The organism is Pseudomonas alvandae, from assembly GCF_019141525.1.
Lineage (GTDB): Bacteria > Pseudomonadota > Gammaproteobacteria > Pseudomonadales > Pseudomonadaceae > Aquipseudomonas > Aquipseudomonas alvandae.
Genome location: NZ_CP077080.1, coordinates 2,442,819 through 2,467,749 on the forward strand (window position 1 = coordinate 2,442,819; position 24,931 = coordinate 2,467,749).

The following is a 24,931-nucleotide window of genomic DNA, read 5'->3' on the forward strand; positions in this document are numbered from 1 at the left end:
AGAGAATCATGAGCGTCTCGAACAAGGAATCACAGGGGCAGGCCAAAGAGTCGTTGCTGCCAGCCCCCCACGACATCGACGCGCTGGTGCGCGCCGAACACCACGATCCGTTTTCGATCCTCGGCCCCCATGGAGACGGGGCGGGCGGACAATTCATCCGGGCCTACCTGCCCGGCGCGTTGAGCGTGCATGTGCTCGCCCGTGACAGCGGCGAAGAGCTTGGCGAGTTGCAGATCACCGAAACTCCGGGACTGTTTGTCGGCCATTTCGACCGCGCCCAGCCCTACCTGTTGCGCACGCGGTGGGCCGGCGGCGAACAAGTTGCCGAAGATCCCTACAGCTTCGGTCCGCTGCTCGGGGAAATGGATCTCTACCTGTTTGCGGAAGGTAACCATCGCGACCTCAGCGCCTGCCTCGGTGCGCAATTGAAGACGGTGGATGGCGTCGAGGGCGTGCGTTTTGCGGTCTGGGCGCCGAATGCGCGCCGGGTTTCGGTGGTCGGGGATTTCAACGTCTGGGACGGGCGCCGGCATCCGATGCGCATCCGTTATCCGTCCGGCGTGTGGGAAATATTCATTCCGAGGCTCGGGCCGGGCGAGGGGTATAAATATGAAATCCTCGGCGCCCACGGCATCTTGCCGCTGAAGGCCGACCCGGTGGCCCTGGCCACGCAGATGCCGCCGGATACGGCGTCCAAGGTCGCCTCGCCACTGAAGATCGAATGGCACGATGACGAGTGGATGCAAAGCCGTCGCGAACGCCAGCTACCGGGCGCGCCGCTGTCGATCTACGAACTGCACGCCGGTTCCTGGCAATGCGAGATCGACGAGGCGGGCGAGGTCTCCCGGCAATACAACTGGCATGAACTGGCTGATCGGCTGATCCCCTACGTCAAGGACCTGGGCTTCACGCACATCGAGCTGATGCCCATCATGGAGCACCCGTTCGGTGGCTCATGGGGCTATCAACCGCTGTCGCAATTCGCTCCGACTGCGCGTTTCGGTTCACCCGATGATTTCGCCGCGTTCGTCAACGCCTGTCATAAGGCTGACATTGGCGTGATCCTGGACTGGGTGCCCGCGCACTTTCCGACTGATACCCATGGCCTGGCCCAGTTCGACGGCACCGCGTTGTACGAATACGGTAACCCGCTGGAAGGTTTCCACCAGGATTGGGACACGCTGATCTATAACCTGGGGCGCACCGAAGTCCACGGTTTCATGCTGGCGTCGGCGTTGCACTGGCTCAAGCATTTCCACGTTGACGGCCTGCGGGTGGATGCCGTGGCCTCGATGCTGTATCGCGACTATTCGCGCAAGGCCGGCGAATGGGTGCCTAACCGCCACGGCGGACGGGAGAACCTGGAGGCGATCGATTTCCTGCGGCATCTCAACGATGTGGTCGCGCTGGAAACCCCGGGCGCGCTGGTCATCGCCGAGGAATCCACGGCCTGGCCCGGCGTCAGCCAGAGCACGCAGCAGGGCGGCCTGGGTTTCGCCTACAAGTGGAACATGGGCTGGATGCACGATTCGCTGCATTACATCCAGCAGGATCCGGTGTACCGCGCCCATCACCATAACGAGTTGAGCTTTGGCCTGGTGTACGCCTGGTCCGAGCAGTTTGTCCTACCGATTTCCCATGACGAAGTGGTCCATGGCAAGCGCTCGCTGATCGATAAGATGCCCGGTGACCGCTGGCAGAAATTTGCCAACCTGCGCGCCTACCTCAGTTTCATGTGGGGGCACCCGGGCAAAAAACTGCTGTTCATGGGTTGCGAGTTCGGCCAATGGCGCGAGTGGAACCATGACCAGCAACTGGATTGGTACCTGCTGCAATATCCCGAGCACCGGGGTGTGCAGAAACTGGTGAGCGATCTCAACCGTTTGTATCGCGAAGAGCCAGCGTTGCATGATCAGGACGACGCGCCCCAGGGCTTCCAATGGCTGATTGGCGACGATGCGCTTAACAGCGTCTATGCATGGCTGCGTTGGAGCAAGGACGGTCGACCAGTGCTGGTGGTCGCCAACTTCACGCCGGTGCCGCGTGAGGCGTATCGGGTCGGCGTGCCGTTTGGCGGGCGCTGGGTGGAATTGCTCAACAGCGATGCCGACACTTACGCCGGCTCGAATTATGGCAATGGCGGTGGCGCTTCCACCGAGGCGATCCCGAGCCATGGCCAGGCGTTGTCGCTGGAACTGAACCTGCCGCCGTTGGCGGTGCTGATCCTGCGGCCGGAAGGGTAGGCCCAGACTCAGATCCAATGTGGGAGCGAGCTTGCTCGCGATGGCGGTCAGTCGGTCACAAAAGTGCTGACAGACACTCCGCTATCGCGAGCAAGCTCGCTCCCACAGGGTCAAAGTTTTGGTGGTCAGCGAACCAGGCACGGCTGCTTGTTATTGAACTTCCAGCCCGGGATCAGGTACTGCATCGCCACCGAGTCGTCCCGCGCCCCGAGCCCCATGCCTTTGTACAATTCATGAGCCTTGGCCAACTGGTCCATGTCCAGCTCGATCCCCAGCCCAGGTTTCTTCGGCACTTGCACGCAACCGCCCTTGATCTGCAATGGCGCCTTGGTCAACCGTTGGCCGTCCTGCCAGATCCAGTGGGTGTCGATGGCGGTGATGTCGCCCGGTGCGGCGGCCGCGACGTGGGTGAACATCGCCAGGGAGATGTCGAAGTGGTTGTTGGAGTGCGAGCCCCAGGTCAGGCCCCATTCGTTGCACATCTGCGCCACGCGCACCGAACCCTGCATCGTCCAGAAGTGCGGGTCGGCCAGGGGAATGTCCACGGATTGCAGCGTGATCGCATGACCCATTTCGCGCCAATCGGTGGCAATCATGTTGGTAGCGGTCTTGAGGCCCGTGGCGCGCCGGAACTCGGCCATGACCTCGCGGCCCGAATAGCCATTCTCAGCCCCGCAAGGGTCCTCGGCATACGCCAGCACCTTGTGTTGGTCGCGGCACAAGCGAATCGCTTCCTTGAGTGACCAGGCTCCGTTCGGGTCCAGGGTGATACGCGCCTGGGGAAAGCGTTCGGCCAATGCCGTCACGGCTTCGATTTCCTCGTCGCCCTTGAGCACGCCGCCCTTGAGCTTGAAATCCTGAAAACCGTAGTGCGCGTGGGCCGCTTCGGCCAGGCGCACCACTGCGTCGGCATCCAGGGCTTTTTCGTGGCGCACGCGGAACCAGTCGTTATCGGCGTCCGGTTCGCTGCGGTAGGGCAGGTCGGTCTGCTGGCGATCACCGACATAAAACAGATAGCCGAGCATCTTCACTTCGTCGCGTTGCTGGCCTTCGCCGAGCAGGGCGGCGACCGGGACATCCAAGTGCTGGCCGAGCAGGTCCAGCAGCGCCGCTTCCAGGCCGGTGACAGCGTGAATAGTGATGCGCAGATCGAAGGTCTGCAATCCACGGCCACCGGCATCGCGGTCGGCGAAGGCCTGGCGCACGCTGTTGAGAATCTTCTGATAGGTGCCGATGGGGCTGCCGACCACCAGCGAACGGGCGTCTTCCAGCGTCTGGCGAATGCGCTCGCCGCCGGGCACTTCGCCCACGCCGGTGTGCCCGGCGTTGTCCTTGAGGATGACGATGTTGCGGGTGAAGAACGGGCCATGGGCGCCGCTGAGGTTCAGCAGCATGCCATCGTGGCCGGCCACGGGCACGACCTGCATGCTGGTGATGATCGGGGCTTTGTGGGTGTCTGGCGTAGTCATCGTGTATGGGAATCCTTGAGTTATTGTTTTTATACGGGGCATCGCGCAGGCGCTGATGTTGATAGACATCATACAAGTTGATTTTTTTGTCTGACAAGCAGTTTTTGAGCACGATTGGATTGGGTATTGAGGCTTTTTATGCCGTATTAATGGGGTCTTGAGCCGTCACTGAGAAGGTTTTACAAGGTTTCGCCGTTTGACGAAAATGTCTTATTTGCCCCGCTTCAGTCGGTGGATTGCGATCTTTGTTGCGTGTTGTCATACAAGATGGTGGGGTATCGAGGAGCACTTTCAGCGCCGCCAGTGATAGGATCGACGAGCCTGTTTTCAAGGAACCCCGGCACATGCAGCAAGACATTGAAACGCCCCTGCGCAAGCGCACCCACAACCTGGCCCATGACCTGGTGGCGAAGTTGAGCCAGAGCATTCTGCTCGGGCAGTTGAAGCCGGGGGAAAAGCTGCCGTCCGAAGGCGCCATCGTGCGCGAGCATGGGGTCAGCCGCACGGTGGTGCGCGAGGCGATTTCCAAGTTGCAGGCGTCGGGGCTGGTGGAGACTCGCCACGGCATCGGCACCTTTGTGCTGGAGCCGAATGGCGAGCAGGGGTTGCGGCTCAACGTCGATACCGCGGCGGGCGTCCGGGGCATTCTGGAACTGCGCCTGGGCCTGGAGACCCAGGCGGCCGCATTGGCGGCCCAGCGCCGCAGCGAACAGCAATTGCAGCAGATGCGCCAGGCGCTGGATGACTACCAGCGCTTGCTCAGCAACAACGACAGCTGCGTCGAGGCTGACCGGCGTTTTCACCTGCTGATTGCCGAAGCCACGTCCAACAGCTGTTTTGTCGAGATCATGCAGCACCTGGGCAGCGCCATGATTCCTCGCACGAGGGTGAACATGGCCGAGCGCGGCCAGGCGGACCTGGGCAGGCTGGCGCAGTTTGCCAACCTGGAACACGAAGCGATCTTCAACGCCATCAAGCGCCAGGACCCCGACGCCGCCCGCGCAGCCATGTGGCTGCACCTGACCAACAGCCGCGATCGGTTTGGCGCGGGGGTCTGAAGAATTACACAACGCCATGCCATTAAAAAACTTGTGGCGAGGGGATTTATCCCCGCTGGGCTGCGAAGCGGCCCCCAAACTGGCAACTCGGTATACCAGGACGATCGAACGCATTACTTTAGGACTGCTACGCAGCCCAGCGGGGATAAATCCCCTCGCCACGGGGCCTGGCTGTTCAAGGCTGACGCTGTCGCGAGCAAACTCAAGGCATAAAAAAACCGGCGCAACCAAGGTTGCGCCGGTGGTGGTGCCAGTGGTCGCGCGGATGTCGTGGGTCCACGCGACCACCGTTGTGCCTGTTGTCGGTTACGCGCGTTCCAGCGCGAGGGCCACGCCCTGGCCGCCACCGATGCAGAGTGTCGCGAGGCCTTTCTTGGCGTCGCGCTTGATCATTTCATGCAGCAGCGTCACCAGCACCCGGCAGCCCGAAGCCCCGATCGGATGGCCCAAGGCGATGGCGCCGCCATTGACGTTGACCTTGTCCATATCCCATTCCAGCTCCTTGGCGACGGCCAGGGACTGGGCGGCAAAAGCCTCGTTGGCTTCGATCAGGTCCAGTTGATCCAATGACCAACCGGCCTTGTCCAGGCAGCGGCGAGTGGCCGATACCGGGCCGATGCCCATGATCGCCGGGTCGACACCCGCATTGGCGTAGGCACTGATTTTTGCCAGCACTGGCAAACCCAATGCCTTGGCTTTTTCCGCACTCATCAGGATCACGGCGGCGGCGCCATCATTGAGCGACGAGGCATTGCCCGCGGTGACGCTGCCGTCTTTCTTGAACGCCGGCTTCAGCTTGCCCAGGGATTCGGCGGTGGTACCGGCGCGCGGTTGTTCGTCGGTGGCGAAGGCCACGGGGTCGCCCTTGCGCTGGGGAATCAGGATCGGCGTGATCTCATCGGCAAACCGACCGCCCTCGATCGCGGCAACGGCTTTTTGCTGGGACGCGGCGGCAAAGGCATCCTGCGCCTCGCGGCTGATGCCGTACTTGTCCACCAGGTTTTCGGCGGTGATGCCCATGTGGTAATCGTTGAACGCATCCCACAAGCCGTCGGTGATCATGCTGTCGATCATCTTCGCGTGGCCCATGCGCAGGCCGGTACGAGCGGCTGGCAACACATACGGGGCGAGGCTCATGTTCTCCATGCCGCCGGCGATGATCACGTCGGCGTCGCCACAGCGAATCGCCTGGGCGCCCAGGTGCAACGCCTTGAGGCCCGAGCCGCAGACCTTGTTCAAGGTCAGTGCCGGCACCGCGTGGGGCAGGCCGGCGAGGATCGACGCCTGGCGCGCCGGGTTCTGCCCGGAGCCTGCGGTCAGCACTTGGCCAAGGATCACTTCATCGACTTGCTCGCCGGCCAGGCCGGTCTGTTCCAGCAGGCGACGAATCACTGCGGCACCGAGTTCCGGCGCGGGAATGGACGCCAGCGAACCCTGGAAACTGCCGATGGCGGTGCGGGTGGCGGCGACAATCACGACTTCTTGCATCGAATCTCTCCTCACTGGGCAGCGAACTGCATTTCAGGGACGTGGTCCGGCACGATCAGTTTGCCGGCGGTCTTGGCGACGATTTCCTCGACGCTGACGCCCGGGGCGCGTTCCTTGAGAATAAAGGCGCCGTCCTGGATTTCCAGGTAGGCCAGGTCGGTCAGCACGCGCTTGATGCAACCGGCGCCGGTCAGCGGCAGGCTGCAACGGGGCAGCAGTTTCGACTCGCCGTCCTTGGACGCGTGGGTCATGGTGACGATGATGTTCTCGGCGCCGGCCACCAGGTCCATCGCGCCGCCCATGCCCTTGACGAGCTTGCCGGGAATCATCCACGAGGCAATGTTGCCTTCGACGTCCACCTCGAACGCACCGAGCACGGTCAGGTCGATATGGCCGCCGCGGATCATCGCGAACGATTCGGCCGAGGAAAAAATCGACGCGCCGATGCGCGCGGTGACGGTCTGCTTGCCGGCGTTGATCATGTCGGCGTCGACTTCGGCTTCGGTGGGAAACGCGCCCATGCCGAGCAGGCCGTTTTCCGATTGCAGCATGACTTCCATGCCTTCGGGAATGTAGTTGGCGACCAGGGTCGGGATGCCGATGCCGAGGTTCACGTAGTAGCCGTCTTGCATTTCGCGGGCGACGCGCTGAGCCATTTGTTCGCGGGAAAGTGCCATGGTGTCATTCCTTCATTCGGGCCGGGGGCAGGGGATCACTTACGGACGGTGCGCTGTTCGATGCGCTTTTCGAACGTGCCGCAAATGACCCGGTCGACGTAGATGCCGGGGGTGTGGATCTGCGTCGGGTCCAACTCGCCGGGCTCGACGATTTCTTCGACTTCCACCACGGTGATCTTGCCCGCCGTGGCGGCCAGGGGATTGAAGTTCTGGGCGGTGTGACGATAGACGACGTTGCCGAAATGGTCGGCTTTCCAGCCTTTGACGATGGCGAAGTCGCCGGTGATGGATTCTTCCATCAGGTACTGGCGGCCATGGAACTCACGCACTTCCTTGCCTTCGGCCACGGGCGTGCCGACGCCGGTGGCGGTGAAGAACGCCGGAATGCCCGCGCCGCCTGCACGCATTTTTTCCGCGAGGGTGCCTTGGGGGGTGAGTACGACTTCGATTTCGCCGCTCAGCAATTGCTTCTCGAAGAGGGCGTTTTCGCCGACGTAGGAGGCGACCACTTTGCGAATCTGCCGGTCCTCCAACAGTACGCCGAGGCCGAAACCGTCAACGCCACAGTTGTTGGAGACCACGGTGAGATCGCGGATGCCCTTGCGCTTGATCTCGGCGATCAGGTTTTCCGGGATACCGCACAAGCCAAAGCCGCCGGCGATGACGGTCATGCCGTCCTTCAAGCCTTCCAGCGCTTCTTCGTAGGAACTCACGCGTTTGTCGAAACCTGCCATAGACACCTCTTTTATTCTTGAGTGGGGTCGCAATGAGATGCAGTGTTGCGCCAAGCCATATATTTGTTAAGTTGATTTTTGCATTGGATTGATTGATAAAACTCAACAATGTCTTACCTGGAGGAGCCACGACATGACCCTCAAGCAAATCCGCGCGTTTCTGGCCGTGGCCCAAAGCCTGAGCTTCGCCGTGGCCTGCGAGCGGCTGCACCTGTCCCAGTCGGCCCTGAGCTTGACGATCAAGGCGCTGGAGGAGGGGCTGGGAGGCCGCCTGTTCAGCCGTAACACGCGCAATGTCGCGCTGACACCGGAAGGCGAGTCCCTGCTGCCGCTGGCCCGTCGACTGGTCGCCGATTGGGACAACGCCGAAGACGAAATGCGCCAGCGCTTCACCTTGCAGCGCGGTCGCGTGACGTTGGCGGCGATGCCGTCGTTCGCCGGCAACCTGCTGCCACCGATTCTCAAGACCTTCCGCGCACGGTTTCCGAATGTCAATGTCACCGTCAACGACGTGATCAACGAGCAGGTGCTGGAAATGGTCCGCGATCGTCATGTGGAGCTGGGCGTGGCGTTCGAGCCGATGCAGGGCTCGTCGCTGGCATTCACGCCGTTGTACCGCGATCGTTTCGTTGCGGTGGTGCCTTTGGATTCACCGCTGGCCCAGCGCGACGCCATTCAGTGGGAGACCTTGCTGGAGCAACCGTTCATCACCTTGCAACGGCCCTCTACCGTGCGGGTGATGCTGGAGGAACATCTGCAGGCCCGAGGTATGAAACTGCCCGTGGAGTTCGAGAGCCATCAACTGGCGACCGTCGGGCGGATGGTCGCCAGCGGCCTGGGCGTCAGTGCCGTGCCGGCCCTGTGTGTCGGGCAGATGCATGAGCTGGGGGCCCGCTGCATCACGTTGAGCGATCCAGTGATCGAACGGGCCATCGGGGTGCTGACCAAGCCGGGGCATGAGCTGTCGGCGGCGGCGCAGGCGCTGTTCGATACGCTGAGGGATCAGGAGTTGCCCGTACAGTTGATACCGAAGTAACCACAACCCCTGTGGGAGCGGGCTTGCTCGCGAAAGCGGTGGGTCAGCTACGCAGATATCGACTGACCCACCGCCTTCGCGAGCAAGCCCGCTCCCACAGAGGGTATTGCGTGGTGTCAGATCAACAGTGGCAGCAGTTCTTCGCACGGTACTTCAACCTTCAAGTCCAGCAACTCATCGGCCCGGGTCTTGCCTCGGTTGATCGCCAGCAGCGGCTTGCCCTGGTCCTTGATTGCCCGGCACAGGCGGAACGCCGAATACGCCATCAACGATGAGCCCACCACCAACAGCCCATCTGCCTGTTCCACCGCCAGGGTGGCGCGGGTCGCGGTGGCGGCGGCGACGTTTTCACCGAAAAAAACCACATCCGGCTTCAGGCGTTCGCCGGCGCAATGCGGGCAACGCGGCACCTGGAAGCGCGCCTCGAACGCCGGATCCAGCAGCGTATCGCCATCGGGGGCCTGCACGGCATCGACACCGCTCAGGTAGGGGTTGTCGGTTTCCATCAATGACTGGATCTGCTGCCGCTCGCTGCGCTGGTCGCAATCGAGGCACAGCACGCGGTGCAGGCTGCCGTGCAGTTCGACGACATGCCGGCTGCCGGCCTGGTCATGCAAGGCGTCGACGTTCTGCGTGATCAGTCCGCTGATGCGGTCCTGGTCCTGCAACGCGGCCAGGGCCTGGTGGGCCTGGTTCGGGCGGGCCTGGCGCATGCGTGGCCAGCCCAGCATCGCCCGCGCCCAATAGCGCCGTCGGGCTTCGGGCTGGGCGAGGAACTCCTGGTACATCATCGGCTGCCGGCCCCGTCGCACGCCGTCGTTGTCCCGGTAGTCGGGAATGCCCGATGGGGTGCTGATGCCCGCGCCCGTCAGCACCAGGAAGCGGCGCCCGGTCATATAGGCCTGAAGTTGGTCGATCGGATCACGGTGTAGATCGTCGGGCATTGGGGTTCTCCGCTGGCCTTGAGTCGTTGAGGGTAGCACCGGGTTGGTCCCACGCCTTTCGTCGCCCTTGCGTGGTGTTTGTTCAAACTTTCCCGGCGCCTGTGAAATCCACCTTATGTGCGGTACTTCAGCGCTCTTGCGCCGCGCTGCGCTAATGAACACGGATAAGGAGAACGCAATGGCAACCCCTAAAGAGAACCTGCTGGATTGGCTCAACGACGCTCACGCCATGGAACAGCAAGCGGAGAAAATGCTCAAGGCCCAGGCCGAGCGCCTCGAGCATTATCCGGTGCTCAAGGCTCGGATCGAACAGCACATCGAAGAGACGCTCGGGCAGCAGAAACTGGTCGAAGGGTGCATCCAGCGGCTGGGCGGCAGCCCGTCGATGCTCAAGGACATGGCCGGCAAGCTGATGGCGTTCGGTCAGGCCATGGGCGGCATGGCGATGAGTGACGAAGTGGTCAAGGGCGCCATGAGTGGCTATGTCTTCGAGAACCTGGAGATCGCTTCCTACACGGTGCTGATCGCGGCGGCGAAAGCGGCCGGCGATGTCGAGACCCAGAAGGCCTGCGAGCAGATCCTGCCCCAGGAAATCGCCATGGCCGATTGGCTGCGCGATCATCTGCCGGAAATTACCCAGGCGTTTCTCGAGCGTTCGGCCAACCCGCATACCGAAGCCAAGCGCTGATGCAAAAGCGCGGCCGCGGGCATCGCGGCCGCGCCAAACCTGCCGTCAAACGCAAAGAGGACAGGCATGAAGCAGACCACCGGTGAGGTAAGAGCCATCAATCGACAGAGTGCGAGAGTGGGTGTCTACGTGGCCGAAGAAGACGGCCACACAGTACTCGAGCTGGGCCCCGCCAACGACGTGGACATCGGCGATGTCATGGAGTGGGACAGCGGCGCGGCCCTCGGCACCCAGACGTATCGCAACCTGACCAAAGGTTGGACCGACGAGGTGTATGTGGCGAAGCATGGCGTTGCGGCAGCGAACCTTGAGGTCCAACTGCTGGTGGGATCCTGATAGTTGCAATGCAGGAGAAGGATCATGAGCGAATTGAAGTGTGGCTGCCCCGGCTGCCACTGCGATGTCGATCCCGATCGGGTGTTCAACCATGACGGCGAGGCTTATTGCAGTCAGGCCTGCGCCGAGCAACACCCCAACGGAGAACCGTGCCCGGCGCCGGATTGCCATTGCGAGCACAGTGGCAAGGTCGACGAAAGGGATATCACCAACAACCAGCTGGATGAAGCGTTGGAGGAAACGTTCCCGGCCAGCGACCCGATTTCACCGTGAACATCGCTTTATCCGGGCATCGGCGACAGGGTGTCCGGACACCGCAAGCCGGTCAGTGCGGTGGTGCAAGACAACACCGGCAGCCCGCGAGTTTTGGCTTCCTGGAACGGCGCGAGGCCGGGGTGACGAGACCGGTGCATTGGGGGGCCGGCGCCACTCGGCCCTTGGCGGACAGCGTGGAAAGACACGCACTGTTTTTCACTGTATGTAAGAGACAAGTGTGGGAGCGAGCCTGCTCGCGAAAGCAGTTGGAAGTTATCAATATCCTACTGACTGATAACTTGCCTTCGCGAGCAGGCTCGCTCCCACATATTAACCGCCGCTTGGGTGATAGTTAATTTCAATTCATCGCAAGCGCAGCGGTATATAAATAGAGGTCGCTACCGTTCGTCGCCGTTTGAAGAACTTCTTCAAACCTTGAATGCGTCATGTTTTCCGAATAAATACGAGCCAACAGGGTTCGCAAATAGCAACTAACGAGGTGAATGAAATGGCAAATACAGGTAATAACAACCCTGGCAATTTCGCTAACGATCGTGAGAAAGCATCTGAAGCCGGCAAGAAAGGCGGCCAGGCATCGGGCGGCAACTTCGCCAATGATCCGGAACGCGCAGCCGAGGCTGGCCGTAAGGGTGGCCACATGTCCGGTGGCAATTTTGCCAACGATCCGGAACGTGCCGCAGAGGCCGGTCGCAAGGGCGGGCAAGCCTCGGGTGGCAATTTTGCCAATGACCCTGAACGGGCCTCGGAAGCGGGCCGCAAAGGTGGCCAGGCCTCCGGTGGCAACTTTGCCAATGACCGGGAAAAGGCTTCCGAAGCCGGTAAGAAAGGCGGGGAAAACAGCCACGGCGGCGGTCGTAATTCGTAATGTCCCGTGGTCCGCAGGCCCCATGTCATTTGACATGGGGCCTGTCACGTCGAATGCATGTAAGTGTATATAAAGTCGGGCATGTCATGCCCGGCTTCGCTTGGCTATTCACAACTAAGGCGTGTTTTGGTTATGCAGCGATGCAACGACCATTCGTCTTGCGCCGTGAATAAAAAATAAATTTTATTTCATTAACTTCTTCTGATTGTCATGGGCCTGTCGTCGGCAGGGTTCCCATGAACTGTGTCCTGACCGAGGAGTTCAATCATGTTTATTCACAATAAGCGATTGCAATATACCGTGCGTGTCGCCGAGCCCAATCCAGGCCTTGCAAACCTGTTGCTGGAACAGTTTGGTGGCGCCCAAGGTGAATTGGCGGCCGCATCGCGTTATTTCACCCAGGCCCTGTCCGAAGATGATCCGGGCCGCAAGGATCTGCTGATGGACATCGCCACCGAGGAGCTCAGTCACCTGGAGGTGATCGGCTCGATCATCGTCATGCTGAACAAGGGCGCCAAGGGCAAGATGGCCGAAGGCGTCGAGCAGGAAGGCCAGCTGTATCGCGAGATCAATGGTGCGGGCAACGACTCCCATATCACCAGCGTGCTGTATGGCGCCGGTTCGCCGCTGACCAACTCGGCGGGCGTGCCGTGGACAGCGGCCTACATCGACACGATTGGCGAACCGACCGCAGACATGCGTTCGAACATCGCTGCGGAGGCCAGGGCGAAAATCGTTTACGAGCGGCTGATGAACGTCACCGACGACCCCGGTGTGAAAGAAGCCCTGGGCTTTTTGATGACGCGCGAAATCGCGCACCAGTTGTCGTTCGAGAAAGCGCTGCACGCCATCCAGCCCAACTTCCCCCAAGGCAAATTGCCTGGCATGCCGGAGTTCACTAACGTCTACTTCAACATGTCCCAGGGCGAGCCTTCGGTGCGCGGTCCCTGGAACCAGGGCGACGATTGGGAATTTGTCGAGAACCCGACACCGGCGGTCGATGGCGGTGATGGCCTGGCCAGTGTGCAGTTGAGCGAAAAGGACGAAGCGTTGCTGATGGACATGAAGGCGCGGACGATGTCCAACCCGGAAAGCAACCCCACGACGGGCGCGGACCTGGGCGCGGGGATGCAAAACGAGAAGCTGTGAGGCATCGGCGAGGGGGCCTGGCTCCCTCGCCCGAACATATTGCTTGATCGTTCCTTTGGTTGCGGGTGACGATCAGGCACCGTGCGGTTAAATCAACAAGGACATTCGATGGACCAGCCCACCTCCCGGATCCGATCGCCCTGGCGTACCTGGCTCGATCCCGTGCAAAACAACCTGCTGCTGGGGCTGGCCTTCTGGCTCGGATTGGCGCTGGTCGCCGCACTGCTGCTCTACAGCGGCTACAACGCGCTGGTGGGGGCCAACCGCCAGAACCTGGGTTATGCGGTGCTCGGCGGTACCTCCGGTTTCGCCGCTACGGCATTGGGCGCGGTGATGGCGGTGGTGTTGCGCGATATCTCGTCGCGCACCCAGGACATCATGTTGGGGTTCGCTGCCGGGATGATGCTGGCGGCCAGTTCGTTCTCGTTGATCCTGCCGGGTATTGAGGCCGCCCAGGTCATTTGCGGCAACCAGTTGCTCGCCGCCCTTGTCGTCGTGATCGGCCTGGGGCTGGGCGTCCTGCTGATGATCGGTCTCGACCGTTTCGTGCCCCATGAGCATGAGCTGAGTGGCCGACGCGGTCCCGAGGCCAAGCGTATCAACCGGGTCTGGTTGTTTGTCCTGGCGATCACGCTGCACAACCTGCCGGAAGGCATGGCCATCGGCGTCAGTTTCGCCAATGGCGACTTCAAGGTCGGCCTGCCCCTGACCACCGCCATCGCCATCCAGGACATCCCCGAAGGCCTCGCCATTGCCATGGCATTGCGCGTCACCGGCATCAGTACCTTGCGCGCTGCGTTGATTGCGGTCGGCTCGGGATTGATGGAGCCCTTGGGCGCGGTGATCGGCCTGGGCATGTCCTCCGGCGTGGCGGTGGCTTACCCCATCAGCCTGGGGCTGGCGGCGGGGGCGATGATTTTCGTGGTCTCCCACGAGGTGATTCCGGAAACCCACCGCAACGGCCACGAAACGCCGGCGACCCTGGGGTTGATGATGGGGTTCGCGGTGATGATGTTCCTGGACACGGCGCTGGGTTGAATCACTCGGCCCGCCCTCTGTCCAGGCGTTTGCAGATTTCTTGAACATCCGCAAAACCCTCCGAGTCAGTGATTGAACAGGTGAAGCGCGGCTTCGCCGTTCATTGATCGGAGGATATCCAGATGGCCAGAAAAACCGTGACGGACCTGTTCATTCACGAACTGTCCGATGTCTACAGCGCCGAAAAACAGATCACCCGCGCCTTGCCGCGCATGGCCCGGGCCACCACCAACCCGTTATTGGCGCAGGCCTTCAATGATCACCTTGAAGAAACCCAAGGGCAGATCGAACGCATCGACACCCTGGTGGAAGTGGCAGGCATCAAGCTCAAGCGCATGAAGTGCATCGCCATGGAAGGGCTGGTGGAAGAGTCGAAGGAGTTGATCGAGGAAATCGACAAAGGCGCGGTGCTCGATGCGGGGCTGATCGGCGCGGCGCAAAAAGTCGAGCATTATGAAATCGCCAGCTACGGCACGCTGATCGCCATGGCCAAGCATTTGAACCTGGGCGATGAAGTGGTCGGTTTGCTGCTGGCGACCCTCAAGGAAGAAAAAGCCACCGACGAGAAACTGTCGAAAATTGCCGAGCAGGGTGGCAACCAGGCGGCGACGATGGAGTCCTGATGGCGACATAACCGCTTTTGTGGCGAGGGAGCTTGCTCCCGCTGGACTGCGCAGCAGGCCCTAGGTTTTCGGACCTGGCGCGATCATAGGGGCTGCTGCGCACCCCAGCGGGAGCAAGCTCCCTCGCCACGGGTTCGGTGTAGAAAAATTCTTCAAACCACTCCCAACGACCACCCAGCGTCCAGCTTTCAAACTCGTTTGAACTCAGCTCCCGCGCGTCCCGTCATTTGTTCTGAGAGGCACTTGATCGGGCATCGCACAGCGATTGCCTGTTGTTGAGTTTTTCATCACGGAGGCGATGGACAGACATGACTATCCCGGACAATAACCCCGAGCGACAAAGCGACACTTCAGGCCATGGGCGACCAGAAGAGTCGTTGCATAACATCAAGGATGACGTGAACGAAGCCATCGGCAGCGCCCGCGAACGGGCCGATGCGCATTTCGGCCAATACCGCGATACCGCGGCGGACCAGATCGATGCGCTGGCGCGCGGCGCCAAGTCCGCCATGTCGGAACTCGAAGCCAACGACACGCTTGGCGTGTCCCATTACCTGGCGGACATGGCCGATAGCATGAGCGGCCTGGCCAGCAAGCTGCGCAACAAGAGTGCCGAACAGTTGCTGCACGACGGGTCTCGCCTGGCGCGGGAAAATCCTGGCTTGTTCCTCGCCGGCAGCATCGCGGTGGGGTTCGGACTGTCGCGGTTTCTCAAGGCCGGCACCTCGCCGGTTGCCACCGAGGTCGACGACCCCGCCGCCGGGCATTCGACTCCCCCCGCCGGCGGGTTCGGCGCCCAGTCGTTCGACCCGGTGCCGGACCCGATCGGTCCTTGCGCCGCCACGAGCAGCGGGCTGGCCACTGGCGTCACCCCGACTTCACCCAGCGTCCAGGACCATCCCAGTGATTTCGCCACCGGTTCGTTGCCGGACTCGGCCAATACCAGAGGAGAATTGTGATGAACCGACCAGACCCAGATATCCAGCGTTCCACCGGGACCTCGGCGCCCGAAAACGATGCTTCGGTCGTGGGGCTGCTTCGGCAACTGACCCACGAAGTCCCCTCGCTGTTTACCAAGGAACTGGCACTGGCCAAGGCGGAGTTCCAGGCCAGCCTCAACACGTTGAAAGCGGGCATCGCCGGGGTCGCTGGTGGCGCGATGGTGCTGATGGCCGGTTTCATCATCCTGCTGATGGCGGTGGTGTACGGCCTGAGCACGATGATGGCGCCGTGGCTGGCCGCGCTGATCGTCGGCGTCGTGGTGATGATCATCGGTTTTGTCATGGTGCAATCCGGCAAGAAACAATTCGAACCGTCCCATTTCAAGCCTGACCGAACGCTCGACGCCTTGAACAAAGATCAGGAAGCCCTGCGGAGGAAAGCCTCATGAAGGATGAATTCAAAACCGAATCGCAAAAGAGCCCGGAGACCATCGAGCGCGAGATCGATGAGCAGCGCGCCCATATCAGCGACATCGTCGATGCCCTGGGCAGCAAATTCACACCGGGGCAGATGCTCGACCAGGCGCTGGGCCTGGTGAAGGGCAATGGCGCGGAATTCTTCGGCAACCTGGGCACGTCGGTGCGCAACAACCCGGTGCCCACCGTGCTCACCACGGTTGGCCTGTGTTGGTTGATGCTCGGCCAGAACCACCCGCCCCGGGTCGGTTATCGCGTCGGCCCAGACCAGGACGGCAGCGGTTGGAGCGAGGGGCTGGCGAGTGGCTTGGGCAGTGCCAGGAATCATCTGCACGACACCACCGACTCCTTGCGCGAAGGCTTCCATCACCTCAAGGACAAGGCCTCGCACCTGGCCGATGATTTGAGCGCCGGTGCTCGCCATGCCCGCAGCCGTGCGCATGAGACGGGAGACCGCATGACCCAGGGTTCCCATGACCTGGGCGATCAGTTCAGCCGCTTGCTCAAGGAACAACCGTTGATGATGGCGGCAGCGGGCATCGCCCTTGGGGCGATGCTGGGCGCGGCCTTGCCGAGCACCTCCACCGAGCAACGCGTGATGGGCAAGACCAGCGCCGGGTTGACCGACAAGGCCAGGCAAAAGGCTCGCGAGGGCTATGAAACGGTGCGCGACACGGTGAGCAAGACCACCGAGCATCGAGACGAGCCAACCGTCACGCCGGCCCACGAACGGGCGCACTCCGGTGCAGACTTGTCCGGCGGGCTGGGTACTTCGTAGACGGGCAGGGCGCGGCGCGGGATGGACCTTGCGTCGCGCCTGTCAGTATTGGCAAGTAGCATCGATCGTCGTTCGGTTATTTCATGCGCGGTACACCGTTCCCAAGGAGGCGGCACATGAAACGTCAGGTCCCGTTCACCGGTCATCTGGTCTTCATCGGCTTCGGCTCCATCGCCCGGGCCACGTTGCCCCTGCTACTGGGACAGGATCACATCAAGGTCGAGCAGATCACGGTGATCGCCCCGGTGATCGAGCAAAACATCTGGTTCAAGGAACGGGGTAGCCGTTTTGTCCGCAAGGCGCTGACCGAGCACACCTTCGCGCAAATTCTCGACCGCTTCGTCAAGCCCGGTGATTTCATCGTCAACTTGTCGGTGGAAGTCAGTTCCCTGGCTGTCATCGCCTATGCGTTCGACAGAGGTGCCTTGTACCTGGACACCTGCGTCGAGCCGTGGGCCGGCGGCTACAACGACCCACGGTTGGACTCGTCCCATCGCACCAATTACGCATTGCGCTACCAGGTGCTGGGGTTGCGCAAGAAATTAGGCAGAGGGCCGACAGCGGTGGTCGCCCACGGCGCCAACCCTGGCCTGATCACGCATTTGCTCAAGGCCGGCCTGATGGAACTGGCCTTGCAGCTGGGCCATCCGTTACCCGAGACCCGTGATGGTGTCGACTGGGCCGGGTTGTGCATGGAACTGGGGATCAAGGTGATTCATTTTGCCGAGCGTGACACCCAGCGATCCCACCGTCCCAAGGAGGACGATGAGTTCGTCAACACCTGGTCGGTGGAAGGTTTCATCAGCGAAGGCAGCCAGCCGGCGGAGCTGGGGTGGGGCAGCCATGAACGTACGTGGCCGGCGTCCGCCCGACGTCATCGTTTTGGCAGCCGCAACGCGATCTATCTGGAGCGGCCGAGTGCTGGCGTGCTGGTAAAAACCTGGACACCCCTGGGCGGCCCGTGCCTGGGCCTGATGATCACCCACCATGAAACCGCTTCGACGGCCGATTTGCTGACCGTCAAGGAACAACGCAAATGGGTCTATCGGCCGACCCTGCATTACGCCTATCACCCTTGCAATGACGCGTTGCTGTCGGTCCACGAACTCATCGGTCGAGGCTGGCAGACGCAAACCCGGCAGCGCATCCTCAACGGTGAGATCGACAGCGGTGGGATCGATGCCCTGGGCGTGTTGTTCATGGGGCATGACTTGAATGCCTACTGGTTCGGCTCGCTGTTGAGCATCGACGAAGCCCGCGCCTTGGTGCCCTTCAACAACGCCACCAGCCTGCAAGTGGCGGCGGGGGTGCTGTCGGGGATCGTCTGGGCGATCGAGCATCCGGATCGCGGCATCGTCGAGCCCGAACAGATGGACCATGAGCGCGTGCTGGAAATCGCCCGGCCATACCTGGGCACGCTGGTGGGCCAGCGCACCGACTGGACACCCAGTGGCGCCAGCCCCAAGCCTACGGTGGAGGGCGCGGCGGAGGACTGGCAATTTGCGCATTTCACCCGGTTCTAACTGCTTCGACCCGCCGCAGGGGACCGACCCGATTCCAACGCCTATACTCAAATCCATGAATCCCTTGGTGCCTGGGTGGCGCAATCGTGCTGCGTTCGCTGATGCTGGCCGTGATGCTCGTTCTGGCGGGGTGCGCCACGTCACAGCGCGGCCAGCAAGTCGCCATGGCAGCGATTTCCCAGGATACCTGGCGGCAGGTCGACCAACTTATCCTCGCCGCGTCGAAAAGCGCTACCGAACAGGCCCAGGTTTATGCCCGCGGCTCGATGGAGCATTGGCGGGTGCTGGTGTATGAGCGCACCGAGGCTGCATTCATTCCGTGGTTCAGCAGCTACTGGACCCAGGAATGGATGGCCGTGAAGGTCAGTTGGTATTCAGCCAGCGCCAAGGGCGAGACGGATTCCCCGGCCAGGCGCCTGGCAGTGTACCTGCAGGAACAGTATCGCGAGCAAGTGCTGGAGCCGGTGGCGCTGGAAATCGATCCGGAAGCGATCAGGGCAAACGCCACACGTTATTACCTGCAACTGCTCAATCAACAGGTCCAGGTGATTGCCCAGCGCCATCGAGTCCCGGCGCAATTGATGAACCGACGCTTGCATGGCATCCGGGCCATCAACCTCGGCCCGCCAGCGGCGCGCAATGCGTCGTTGTACGAAATGGTCCACACCGAACCGCTCGATACCCTGCCGGCCTATGCGGCGCTGATCGACCATGTCGACAAGGCCGCCGACACCGGTTCAGGTCCGTCGGACGCGGTGATCGCCACGGTGGCGCAACGCACCAGTGAAAAAATCGAAGCGCAATTTGCCACGCGGGGGGCGACCGGCGCGGCGGCGGCCGTGGCCGGGAAAGCGGCTGGGGCGCTGATTTCGGTGGGAGTGGCGGGCATTCGCGCAATGATCCATGAGGGCGAGCGACCGGAAATGGAAGCGCAAATTCGCAAGAGCCTGAGCACCGCGTTTGACGAAGCCTGGTTCAAATCCCTCAAGCATCCCCTCAGCGGGGTGATGGCCGCGGTGTATTACCTGGCAGGGGAAATCGACAGCAACCTGGTGGAAGCGGACCTCGACAATCGGCCGGCGGAGCTGCCTGCAATCGCGCCTTGATGTTCCTAGGGTCTGTATGAAATGTGTTCGCGCGAAAGCCAGACAAGGCGAAACGGGGCGAGGAAGCGGAGTGTACTGGAGTACATGAGCATTCCGAGCGCCGTTTCAACGCAGTATGGGTGAGTGCGGATACATTTCGTACAGAGCCTAGTCAGACCCCAGCGTGACGCGGCAGCCCTTGCGATGGCGGATCTGTTCGTCCGAAGGGCGTTCCTTGATGAATTCGAAGCGCGGTTCGCCTTCGCTGTAGATCACCAGCCACCCCCATTCCAATTCGCTTTCATCCTGCCCGGGCTGGGGCGGCGCGGCCCACCAGGGTTCTTTTTGCATGATCTGGCGCATCGTGTACCTCCTGCCGGTTGATCATTGACTATAGACCGCCGGATTTCGCGACTAGCGTCCGCATCACTTCCTAATGGGGCCGGACGCTGCTTTTGTGGCGAGGGGATTTATCCCCGTTGGGCTGCGAAGCGGCCCCCGCTGTCCAGAGTCTTGCCCGATACACCGAGGTTGCTGGTTTGGGCCGCTTCGCGACCCAGCGGGGATAAATCCCCTCGCCACAGATGTATTTAGGCGATTTCATGAAGCAGTGTGCTCTGATTCGCCTGACCAGCGTCTAGCGTCTGTATCCCCGCACTCGAACGGGGAATGACGGGACCCCTGCGCATGCAAGCACTGTTGAACGAGATCCTCGATGCGGTTCGCCCCCTGATCGGTCAGGGCAAGGTGGCCAACTACATTCCCGCCCTCGGCACCGTGGCGGCCAATCAGTTGGGCATTGCCGTGTATAGCAATGACGGCGAGATGTATTGCGCGGGCGACGCCGCAACGCCGTTCTCGGTGCAGAGTATTTCCAAGGTGTTCAGCCTGGTGCAGGCGATCGAGCATTCTGGCGAGGCCATCTGGGAACGCCTGGGCCATGAGCCGTCCGGCCAACCCTTCAACTCCCTGGTGCAACTGGAATTCGAGCGCGGTCGGCCGCGTAATCCGTTCATCAACGCTGGCGCGCTGGTGATCTGTGACATCAACCAATCGCGCTTCGCCGCTCCGGCATTGTCGATGCGCGATTTCGTCCGACGGCTGTCGGGCAATCCCCAGGTGATGGTCGACGGCAAGGTCGCCGAGTCGGAATACCAGCACCGGGCCCGCAACGCGGCGATGGCCTACCTGATGCAGTCCTTCGGCAACTTCCATAACGATGTGGAAGCGGTGCTGCGCAGCTACTTCAGCCATTGCGCGCTGCGAATGAACTGCATCGACCTGGCCCGGGCGTTCTGTTTCCTCGCCAATGACGGTTTCTGCAAGCACAGCGGCGAGCAGATCCTCAGCGCTCGTCAGACCCAGCAAGTCAACTCCATCATGGCCACCAGCGGGCTGTACGACGAGGCGGGCAACTTCGCCTACCGTGTCGGCCTGCCGGGCAAGAGCGGTGTGGGCGGCGGGATCGTCGCCGTGGTGCCAGGGCAGTTCACGGTCTGCGTCTGGTCGCCGGAGCTCAACGCGGCAGGCAACTCCCTGGCCGGCATGGCCGCGCTGGAATTGCTCAGCCAGCGGATCGGCTGGTCGGTGTTCTAGGCTTTGTACGAAAAGTGCCTGCGCGACGATCATGCTGCGTTGAAAACAGGCTCGGAATGCTCATTGACAACCAGTCAAGTCGAGCGCGACCCCGGCCGTTCCTCGCCTGTTTTCGCCTTGCCTGATCGCCGCTCGGCGACTTTTCGTACAAACCCTAGACGCTTGAGGTAAAAAAGGGCCCGCTCCTGACTCAGGAACGGGCCCTTTTTGTTTATGGGATATCAGCAGAGGCGGTCGATGACCCGGACCTCAGACGAGTGCTGAACCGATTGCCAGGCCTGGGTCAGCGTTTGCAGCACGCGGCCCATGAAGTCTTTGTCGGCGGCGGCTTTCTTGCCGACGTAGCCTTGGCCACGACGGTACATCTTCAGCCGGGCACACAAGTCTTGCTGGTGCTTTTCGAATTCGTCTTCCTGGGTGAAAGGCGAGAGGCAGTCCATATGGACCTGGCCGGTCTTGCTGATCCACAGGATATGGCTATCCAGGCTGTCCTTGTGTGCTGCGAACATGCGAGCCAGTTCATCAATAGATGGTTGATTGTTCAGATTCATGTGTAAGCCCCTTGACCATTTGGTTGATCTGTCTGGTGGTTCGCAAAACTTCGCTGTTCGGTAAGTGCCTGCCTGATACCGAAATCAGGCCGTCAGCGTTCGTCCGCTGGACTTCAGCGGGTTCGTGCATCGGTTGTGTAGTGTTAATCGAAGGGCTGCTACGCAAATGCGCTACAACGAGGAGAAACAGCGAAGAATCTTCAGGCCAGTGTCGACTTTAGAGGGTCGAGCCCATGCGTCATGAGGATTGATCGCCAGCGTTTCTCGTCCTTGTCACCGGACGGTCATGCCAGGTCAGCACCTTCAATCTGCCTTGTGGGCAGTCCCTTATCGAAAAAAACAGCTCGGCGGTCAGACGAGCTTGCTCAAACATTTGCCTGTACTCCCGATCGGGGAGACGTCTGCATCATGCAAGGCGAAATCGGAGGCGTCAACGGTTTTGTAGTGATTATTTTTGGTCACTACATATTGTCGGACAAAATGGTTTGGGTATGAAAAAAGGCTGTGGCTGGGTGGCCTGTTCCTTCAATGGGGGATCTCTTTGTGGCGAGGGGATTTATCCCCCGCTGGGGTGCGAAGCGCCCCCAAAAATTACTGCCACCACAATGCGTGCGTTGAAGTGCAGGGGGCCGCTTCGCGACCCAGCGGGGATAAATCCCCTCGCCACAGAGGAACTCTCCCACTCAGGTGGCCTTGGTCTTGCCGGCCTTGCGCGGTGCACCGCCAGCCTTGCGCTTGGCCGGCTTGCGTTTTTTCTTCCATGGCGCCGCCCCGCGCCCGGCGGGGCTGGCGGGGCCATTGATGGTCAGGCTCATGCCTTGGCAGCGGGCCACATGCTTGCTCATCCAGGCGGCTTGCCGCGTGACGAATTCTTCCAGGCTCATCTCGCCGCTTTGCACCATGTCCAAGGCCTGTTCCCAGATGGCGGTGGTGCCGGGATCGGCGATCGCCCGCGGCACCGCATCGATCAGGCTGAAGGCCGCCGGGGTGGCGGACAGGGCCTTGCCGTTTTTCACCAGGTAGCCACGGTCGAGCAAGCCCTGGATGATCGAGGCCCGGGTCGCTTCGGTGCCGATGCCGGTGGTGTCCTTGAGTTTCTGCTTGAGCAGCGGATCCTCCACCAGCTTGGCGACGTTTTTCATCGCCTTGATCAGGTCGCCTTCGGTGAATGGCTTGGGTGGCTGGGTCCAGAGGTCCTTGGGTTTCACCTCGTCCACCGCGCAATCTTGACCTTCGGCCAGTGCGGGCAGGGTTTGCGGTGCCGGTGCTTCGCGACCTCGTGCGGGCGCCAGGGCTTCGGGCAGGGCGCGTTTCCAGCCGGGTTCGACGATCTGCTTGCCCACCGCACGCAGGTCCTGCCCGGCGCAGTCGAAGTCGGCCTGGGTCCGGTCGTATTCATGGTTGGGCAGGAACTGCGCCAGGTAACGCGCGCGAATCAGCGTGTAGACGGCGCGTTGCTTGCCGGCGAGCTTGTCGAGGTTCTTCGCCGCCGCCGTGGGAATGATGCCGTGGTGCGCACTGACCTTGGCGTCGTTCCAGGCCCGGGACTTGCGCTGCGGCTGCAGGTGATCACGCAGCGGGGCGAGCCCCGGGTCGGCCTGGGCGAGGGCGGCCAGGATGGCGGGCGCCTCGCTGTGCTGGCTCAAGGGCAGGAAACCGCAGTCACTGCGCGGATAGGTGATGAGCTTGTAGGTTTCGTAGAGCGATTGGGCGATGTCCAAGGTCTCCTGGGCGCCAAGGCCGAGCTTCTTCGAACAGACTTCCTGCAGGGTGCCCAGGTCGAACGGCAGCGGTGCCGCCTCGCGCAACCGCTCGGTGCGCACCTTGATCACCCGGGCGGTGGCGGCGTTGGTCATGGCCTGGGCGGCCTCTCGGGCCAGGACCTGGTTCAGGCAGCGTTCCTGGTCGTCGCAGGCATCCGGGTCGGCGCGCCATTGGGCGGTGAATGGGGTGCCGGCGTGGCTCAGCTGGACGTCGATGGCCCAGTAGGCGACCGGTACGAAATCGGCGATGCTGCGGTCGCGATCCACCACCAGCCGCAGGGTCGGTGTTTGCACACGGCCCACCGGCAGGACGCCCTGATAGCCGGACTGGCGTCCCAGCAATGTGAACAGGCGACTCATGTTCATGCCGATCAGCCAGTCGGCCCGGGAGCGACCGAGGGCCGAATGGTACAGGTTGAAGGTTTCCGCTCCCGGCTTGAGGGCGGCGAGGGCCTTGCGGATCGACGCTTCGTCCAGGGCCGACAGCCACAATCGTTGGATGGGCCCGCGATAGCGGCAATGCTCCACCAGCTCCCGGGCGATCATTTCGCCCTCGCGGTCGGCATCCGTGGCGATCACCAGTTCCTTGGCTTCACCCAACAGGCGCTTGACCGCTTTGTACTGGCTGGCGGTCTTCGGCTTGACTGTCATCTTCCATTGGACCGGCACGATGGGCAGGTCGGCCAGCACCCAGCGCTTGTAGCGGGCGTCGTAGGCGTCGGGCGGGGCGGTTTCCAGTAGATGGCCGATGCACCAGGTGACCGTGACGTTCGCGCCCAGCCAGCAGCCATCGCCGCGCCGGGTGGCGCCCAGCACGGCGGCGATGTCCTTGGCCTGGGACGGTTTTTCACACAGGTACAACCGCATAACGCCTCTTCCTAAGCAGGTTTCATGGGGCGCTAGCATGGTCAGGGATCAGCGCCGGGGCAAGCTTTATCTGTATGGATATACAGATAAAACGTTGCGCTGCGTTGCAGCCCCCGCTTGGCGAGGCAGCCCGGCGCCTGCATGGGCAAGCAGAATGAATTTATCGCCAGGGCATCGCTCATAACTTGCAGAGCGGGTGAAACCGCAAGGCAAGTTAATGGAATCAGGGAGAGTCACTTCATGAATTCGATGCCGAAGGGCAACGGACAGGCGACCACACGTTTGATTCTCGTTGTTGAGGATGACCCGACCATCCTGGAGTTTCTCTGTGAAATCCTGGAGGACGAAGGTTTTGTCGTCGAGCCTCGGGAAAGCGCCGATTCGGCGTTGACCTTTCTTGAGGAAAGCGCCGACTACGTGGACCTGCTACTCACCGACATCACCATGCCCGGGGCAATGGACGGAGCGGACCTGGCGAACCTGACCGGGGATCGCTGGCCGCAGATTCCGCTGCTGATCATGTCCGGCTACGAGACCCCGGAAAGCGCCGGGATCAAGCATCACGCCTCGTTCATCGCCAAGCCGTGGGCGCTGGGGCAGATGCTGGATCTGGTGGAGAGCACGGTGAAAAGCCATTCAGTGCACTGACTCAGGGCGACAGGGCAGGAACCGTCCGCGCAGGTTTGGGTTGCCAAGCGGCGGTTGCTGCGATGACAATGCGATTCA

At 61.7% G+C, this 24,931-nt stretch carries 25 protein-coding genes; 17 read left to right on the top strand and 8 right to left on the bottom strand.

Annotation, left to right across the window (positions count from 1 at the left end; translation table 11 throughout):
• The first annotated feature begins 8 nt into the window (after positions 1-8).
• On the top strand, positions 9-2,243 hold the full coding sequence (glgB, locus tag KSS97_RS10955) for a 1,4-alpha-glucan branching protein GlgB (RefSeq protein WP_217861619.1): 2,235 nt from the start codon (positions 9-11) through the stop codon (positions 2,241-2,243).
• Positions 2,244-2,368: 125 nt separating this feature from the next.
• On the opposite strand, the gene gudD is transcribed toward glgB, so the two are convergent.
• A complete protein-coding gene (gene gudD / locus KSS97_RS10960; RefSeq protein WP_217861620.1) occupies positions 2,369-3,712 on the bottom strand; it encodes a glucarate dehydratase in 1,344 nt (447 codons plus the stop codon).
• Between the two features lie 344 nt (positions 3,713-4,056).
• On the opposite strand from gudD, the gene KSS97_RS10965 reads away from it, so the two are divergent.
• Positions 4,057-4,770, top strand: coding sequence for a FadR/GntR family transcriptional regulator (locus KSS97_RS10965; RefSeq protein ID WP_198798065.1), 714 nt, complete (start codon positions 4,057-4,059; stop codon positions 4,768-4,770).
• A 306-nt stretch (positions 4,771-5,076) separates the two neighbouring features.
• Here the strand turns inward: KSS97_RS10965 and KSS97_RS10970 are convergent, their stop codons facing one another.
• From KSS97_RS10970 to KSS97_RS10980, 3 genes are read right to left on the bottom strand one after another with little or no spacing between them, the layout of a single operon-like run.
• Positions 5,077-6,258, bottom strand: coding sequence for an acetyl-CoA C-acetyltransferase (locus KSS97_RS10970; protein WP_181290636.1), 1,182 nt, complete (start codon positions 6,256-6,258; stop codon positions 5,077-5,079).
• Between the two features lie 11 nt (positions 6,259-6,269).
• A complete protein-coding gene (locus tag KSS97_RS10975; RefSeq protein WP_003180355.1) occupies positions 6,270-6,935 on the bottom strand; it encodes a CoA transferase subunit B in 666 nt (221 codons plus the stop codon).
• Between the two features lie 35 nt (positions 6,936-6,970).
• A complete protein-coding gene (locus tag KSS97_RS10980) occupies positions 6,971-7,669 on the bottom strand; it encodes a CoA transferase subunit A (RefSeq protein ID WP_003180356.1) in 699 nt (232 codons plus the stop codon).
• A 133-nt stretch (positions 7,670-7,802) separates the two neighbouring features.
• Here KSS97_RS10980 and KSS97_RS10985 point away from each other — a divergent pair, with 133 nt between their 5' ends.
• Positions 7,803-8,705: a LysR family transcriptional regulator gene (locus KSS97_RS10985; protein ID WP_217861621.1), complete on the top strand. Its 903-nt coding sequence runs from the start codon at positions 7,803-7,805 to the stop codon at positions 8,703-8,705.
• A gap of 116 nt (positions 8,706-8,821) precedes the next feature.
• Here the strand turns inward: KSS97_RS10985 and KSS97_RS10990 are convergent, their stop codons facing one another.
• Positions 8,822-9,649, bottom strand: a complete 828-nt coding sequence (locus KSS97_RS10990; protein ID WP_217861622.1) for an NAD-dependent protein deacetylase — start codon at positions 9,647-9,649, stop codon at positions 8,822-8,824.
• Between the two features lie 178 nt (positions 9,650-9,827).
• On the opposite strand from KSS97_RS10990, the gene KSS97_RS10995 reads away from it, so the two are divergent.
• The 12 genes from KSS97_RS10995 (at position 9,828) to KSS97_RS11050 (ending at position 19,449) form a co-directional block, all read left to right on the top strand.
• On the top strand, positions 9,828-10,337 hold the full coding sequence (locus tag KSS97_RS10995) for a ferritin-like domain-containing protein (protein WP_030139700.1): 510 nt from the start codon (positions 9,828-9,830) through the stop codon (positions 10,335-10,337).
• Between the two features lie 66 nt (positions 10,338-10,403).
• Entirely contained in the window at positions 10,404-10,673 is a 270-nt protein-coding gene (locus KSS97_RS11000) for a hypothetical protein (RefSeq protein ID WP_030139701.1), read from the top strand.
• Positions 10,674-10,697: 24 nt separating this feature from the next.
• The gene (locus KSS97_RS11005; RefSeq protein WP_217861623.1) at positions 10,698-10,946 is read left to right on the top strand and encodes a metallothionein; all 249 of its coding nucleotides are present in this window, start codon (positions 10,698-10,700) and stop codon (positions 10,944-10,946) included.
• Between the two features lie 490 nt (positions 10,947-11,436).
• Positions 11,437-11,814 (top strand): con-10 family general stress protein, encoded by a 378-nt coding sequence (locus KSS97_RS11010; protein WP_033864476.1) that lies wholly within the window; start codon positions 11,437-11,439, stop codon positions 11,812-11,814.
• 267 nt (positions 11,815-12,081) lie between these two features.
• Positions 12,082-12,963 (top strand): manganese catalase family protein, encoded by an 882-nt coding sequence (locus tag KSS97_RS11015; protein ID WP_030139704.1) that lies wholly within the window; start codon positions 12,082-12,084, stop codon positions 12,961-12,963.
• 108 nt (positions 12,964-13,071) lie between these two features.
• The gene (locus KSS97_RS11020) at positions 13,072-14,001 is read left to right on the top strand and encodes a ZIP family metal transporter (RefSeq protein WP_217861624.1); all 930 of its coding nucleotides are present in this window, start codon (positions 13,072-13,074) and stop codon (positions 13,999-14,001) included.
• A gap of 122 nt (positions 14,002-14,123) precedes the next feature.
• Positions 14,124-14,624: a YciE/YciF ferroxidase family protein gene (locus tag KSS97_RS11025; RefSeq protein ID WP_030139706.1), complete on the top strand. Its 501-nt coding sequence runs from the start codon at positions 14,124-14,126 to the stop codon at positions 14,622-14,624.
• 308 nt (positions 14,625-14,932) lie between these two features.
• A complete protein-coding gene (locus KSS97_RS11030) occupies positions 14,933-15,583 on the top strand; it encodes a hypothetical protein (protein WP_217861625.1) in 651 nt (216 codons plus the stop codon).
• The gene (locus KSS97_RS11035; protein ID WP_198798153.1) at positions 15,583-16,014 is read left to right on the top strand and encodes a phage holin family protein; all 432 of its coding nucleotides are present in this window, start codon (positions 15,583-15,585) and stop codon (positions 16,012-16,014) included. Before KSS97_RS11030 ends, KSS97_RS11035 begins: the two co-directional genes overlap by 1 nt.
• Positions 16,011-16,820, top strand: a complete 810-nt coding sequence (locus tag KSS97_RS11040) for a DUF3618 domain-containing protein (protein ID WP_217861626.1) — start codon at positions 16,011-16,013, stop codon at positions 16,818-16,820. Before KSS97_RS11035 ends, KSS97_RS11040 begins: the two co-directional genes overlap by 4 nt.
• 116 nt (positions 16,821-16,936) lie before the next feature.
• On the top strand, positions 16,937-18,343 hold the full coding sequence (locus KSS97_RS11045) for a saccharopine dehydrogenase C-terminal domain-containing protein (RefSeq protein ID WP_217861627.1): 1,407 nt from the start codon (positions 16,937-16,939) through the stop codon (positions 18,341-18,343).
• Positions 18,344-18,429: 86 nt separating this feature from the next.
• The gene (locus tag KSS97_RS11050; protein ID WP_217861628.1) at positions 18,430-19,449 is read left to right on the top strand and encodes a hypothetical protein; all 1,020 of its coding nucleotides are present in this window, start codon (positions 18,430-18,432) and stop codon (positions 19,447-19,449) included.
• A gap of 147 nt (positions 19,450-19,596) precedes the next feature.
• Here the strand turns inward: KSS97_RS11050 and KSS97_RS11055 are convergent, their stop codons facing one another.
• Positions 19,597-19,791 (bottom strand): hypothetical protein, encoded by a 195-nt coding sequence (locus KSS97_RS11055; protein ID WP_217861629.1) that lies wholly within the window; start codon positions 19,789-19,791, stop codon positions 19,597-19,599.
• Positions 19,792-20,115: 324 nt separating this feature from the next.
• On the opposite strand from KSS97_RS11055, the gene glsB reads away from it, so the two are divergent.
• Positions 20,116-21,024, top strand: a complete 909-nt coding sequence (gene glsB, locus KSS97_RS11060; RefSeq protein ID WP_030137932.1) for a glutaminase B — start codon at positions 20,116-20,118, stop codon at positions 21,022-21,024.
• 221 nt (positions 21,025-21,245) lie between these two features.
• Here the strand turns inward: glsB and KSS97_RS11065 are convergent, their stop codons facing one another.
• Positions 21,246-21,575, bottom strand: a complete 330-nt coding sequence (locus KSS97_RS11065) for a hypothetical protein (RefSeq protein WP_030137933.1) — start codon at positions 21,573-21,575, stop codon at positions 21,246-21,248.
• 683 nt (positions 21,576-22,258) lie between these two features.
• Positions 22,259-24,205 (bottom strand): DNA topoisomerase III, encoded by a 1,947-nt coding sequence (locus KSS97_RS11070; RefSeq protein ID WP_217861630.1) that lies wholly within the window; start codon positions 24,203-24,205, stop codon positions 22,259-22,261.
• Between the two features lie 240 nt (positions 24,206-24,445).
• Here KSS97_RS11070 and KSS97_RS11075 point away from each other — a divergent pair, with 240 nt between their 5' ends.
• Positions 24,446-24,853, top strand: a complete 408-nt coding sequence (locus tag KSS97_RS11075) for a response regulator (RefSeq protein WP_030137935.1) — start codon at positions 24,446-24,448, stop codon at positions 24,851-24,853.
• Positions 24,854-24,931 lie beyond the last annotated feature (78 nt).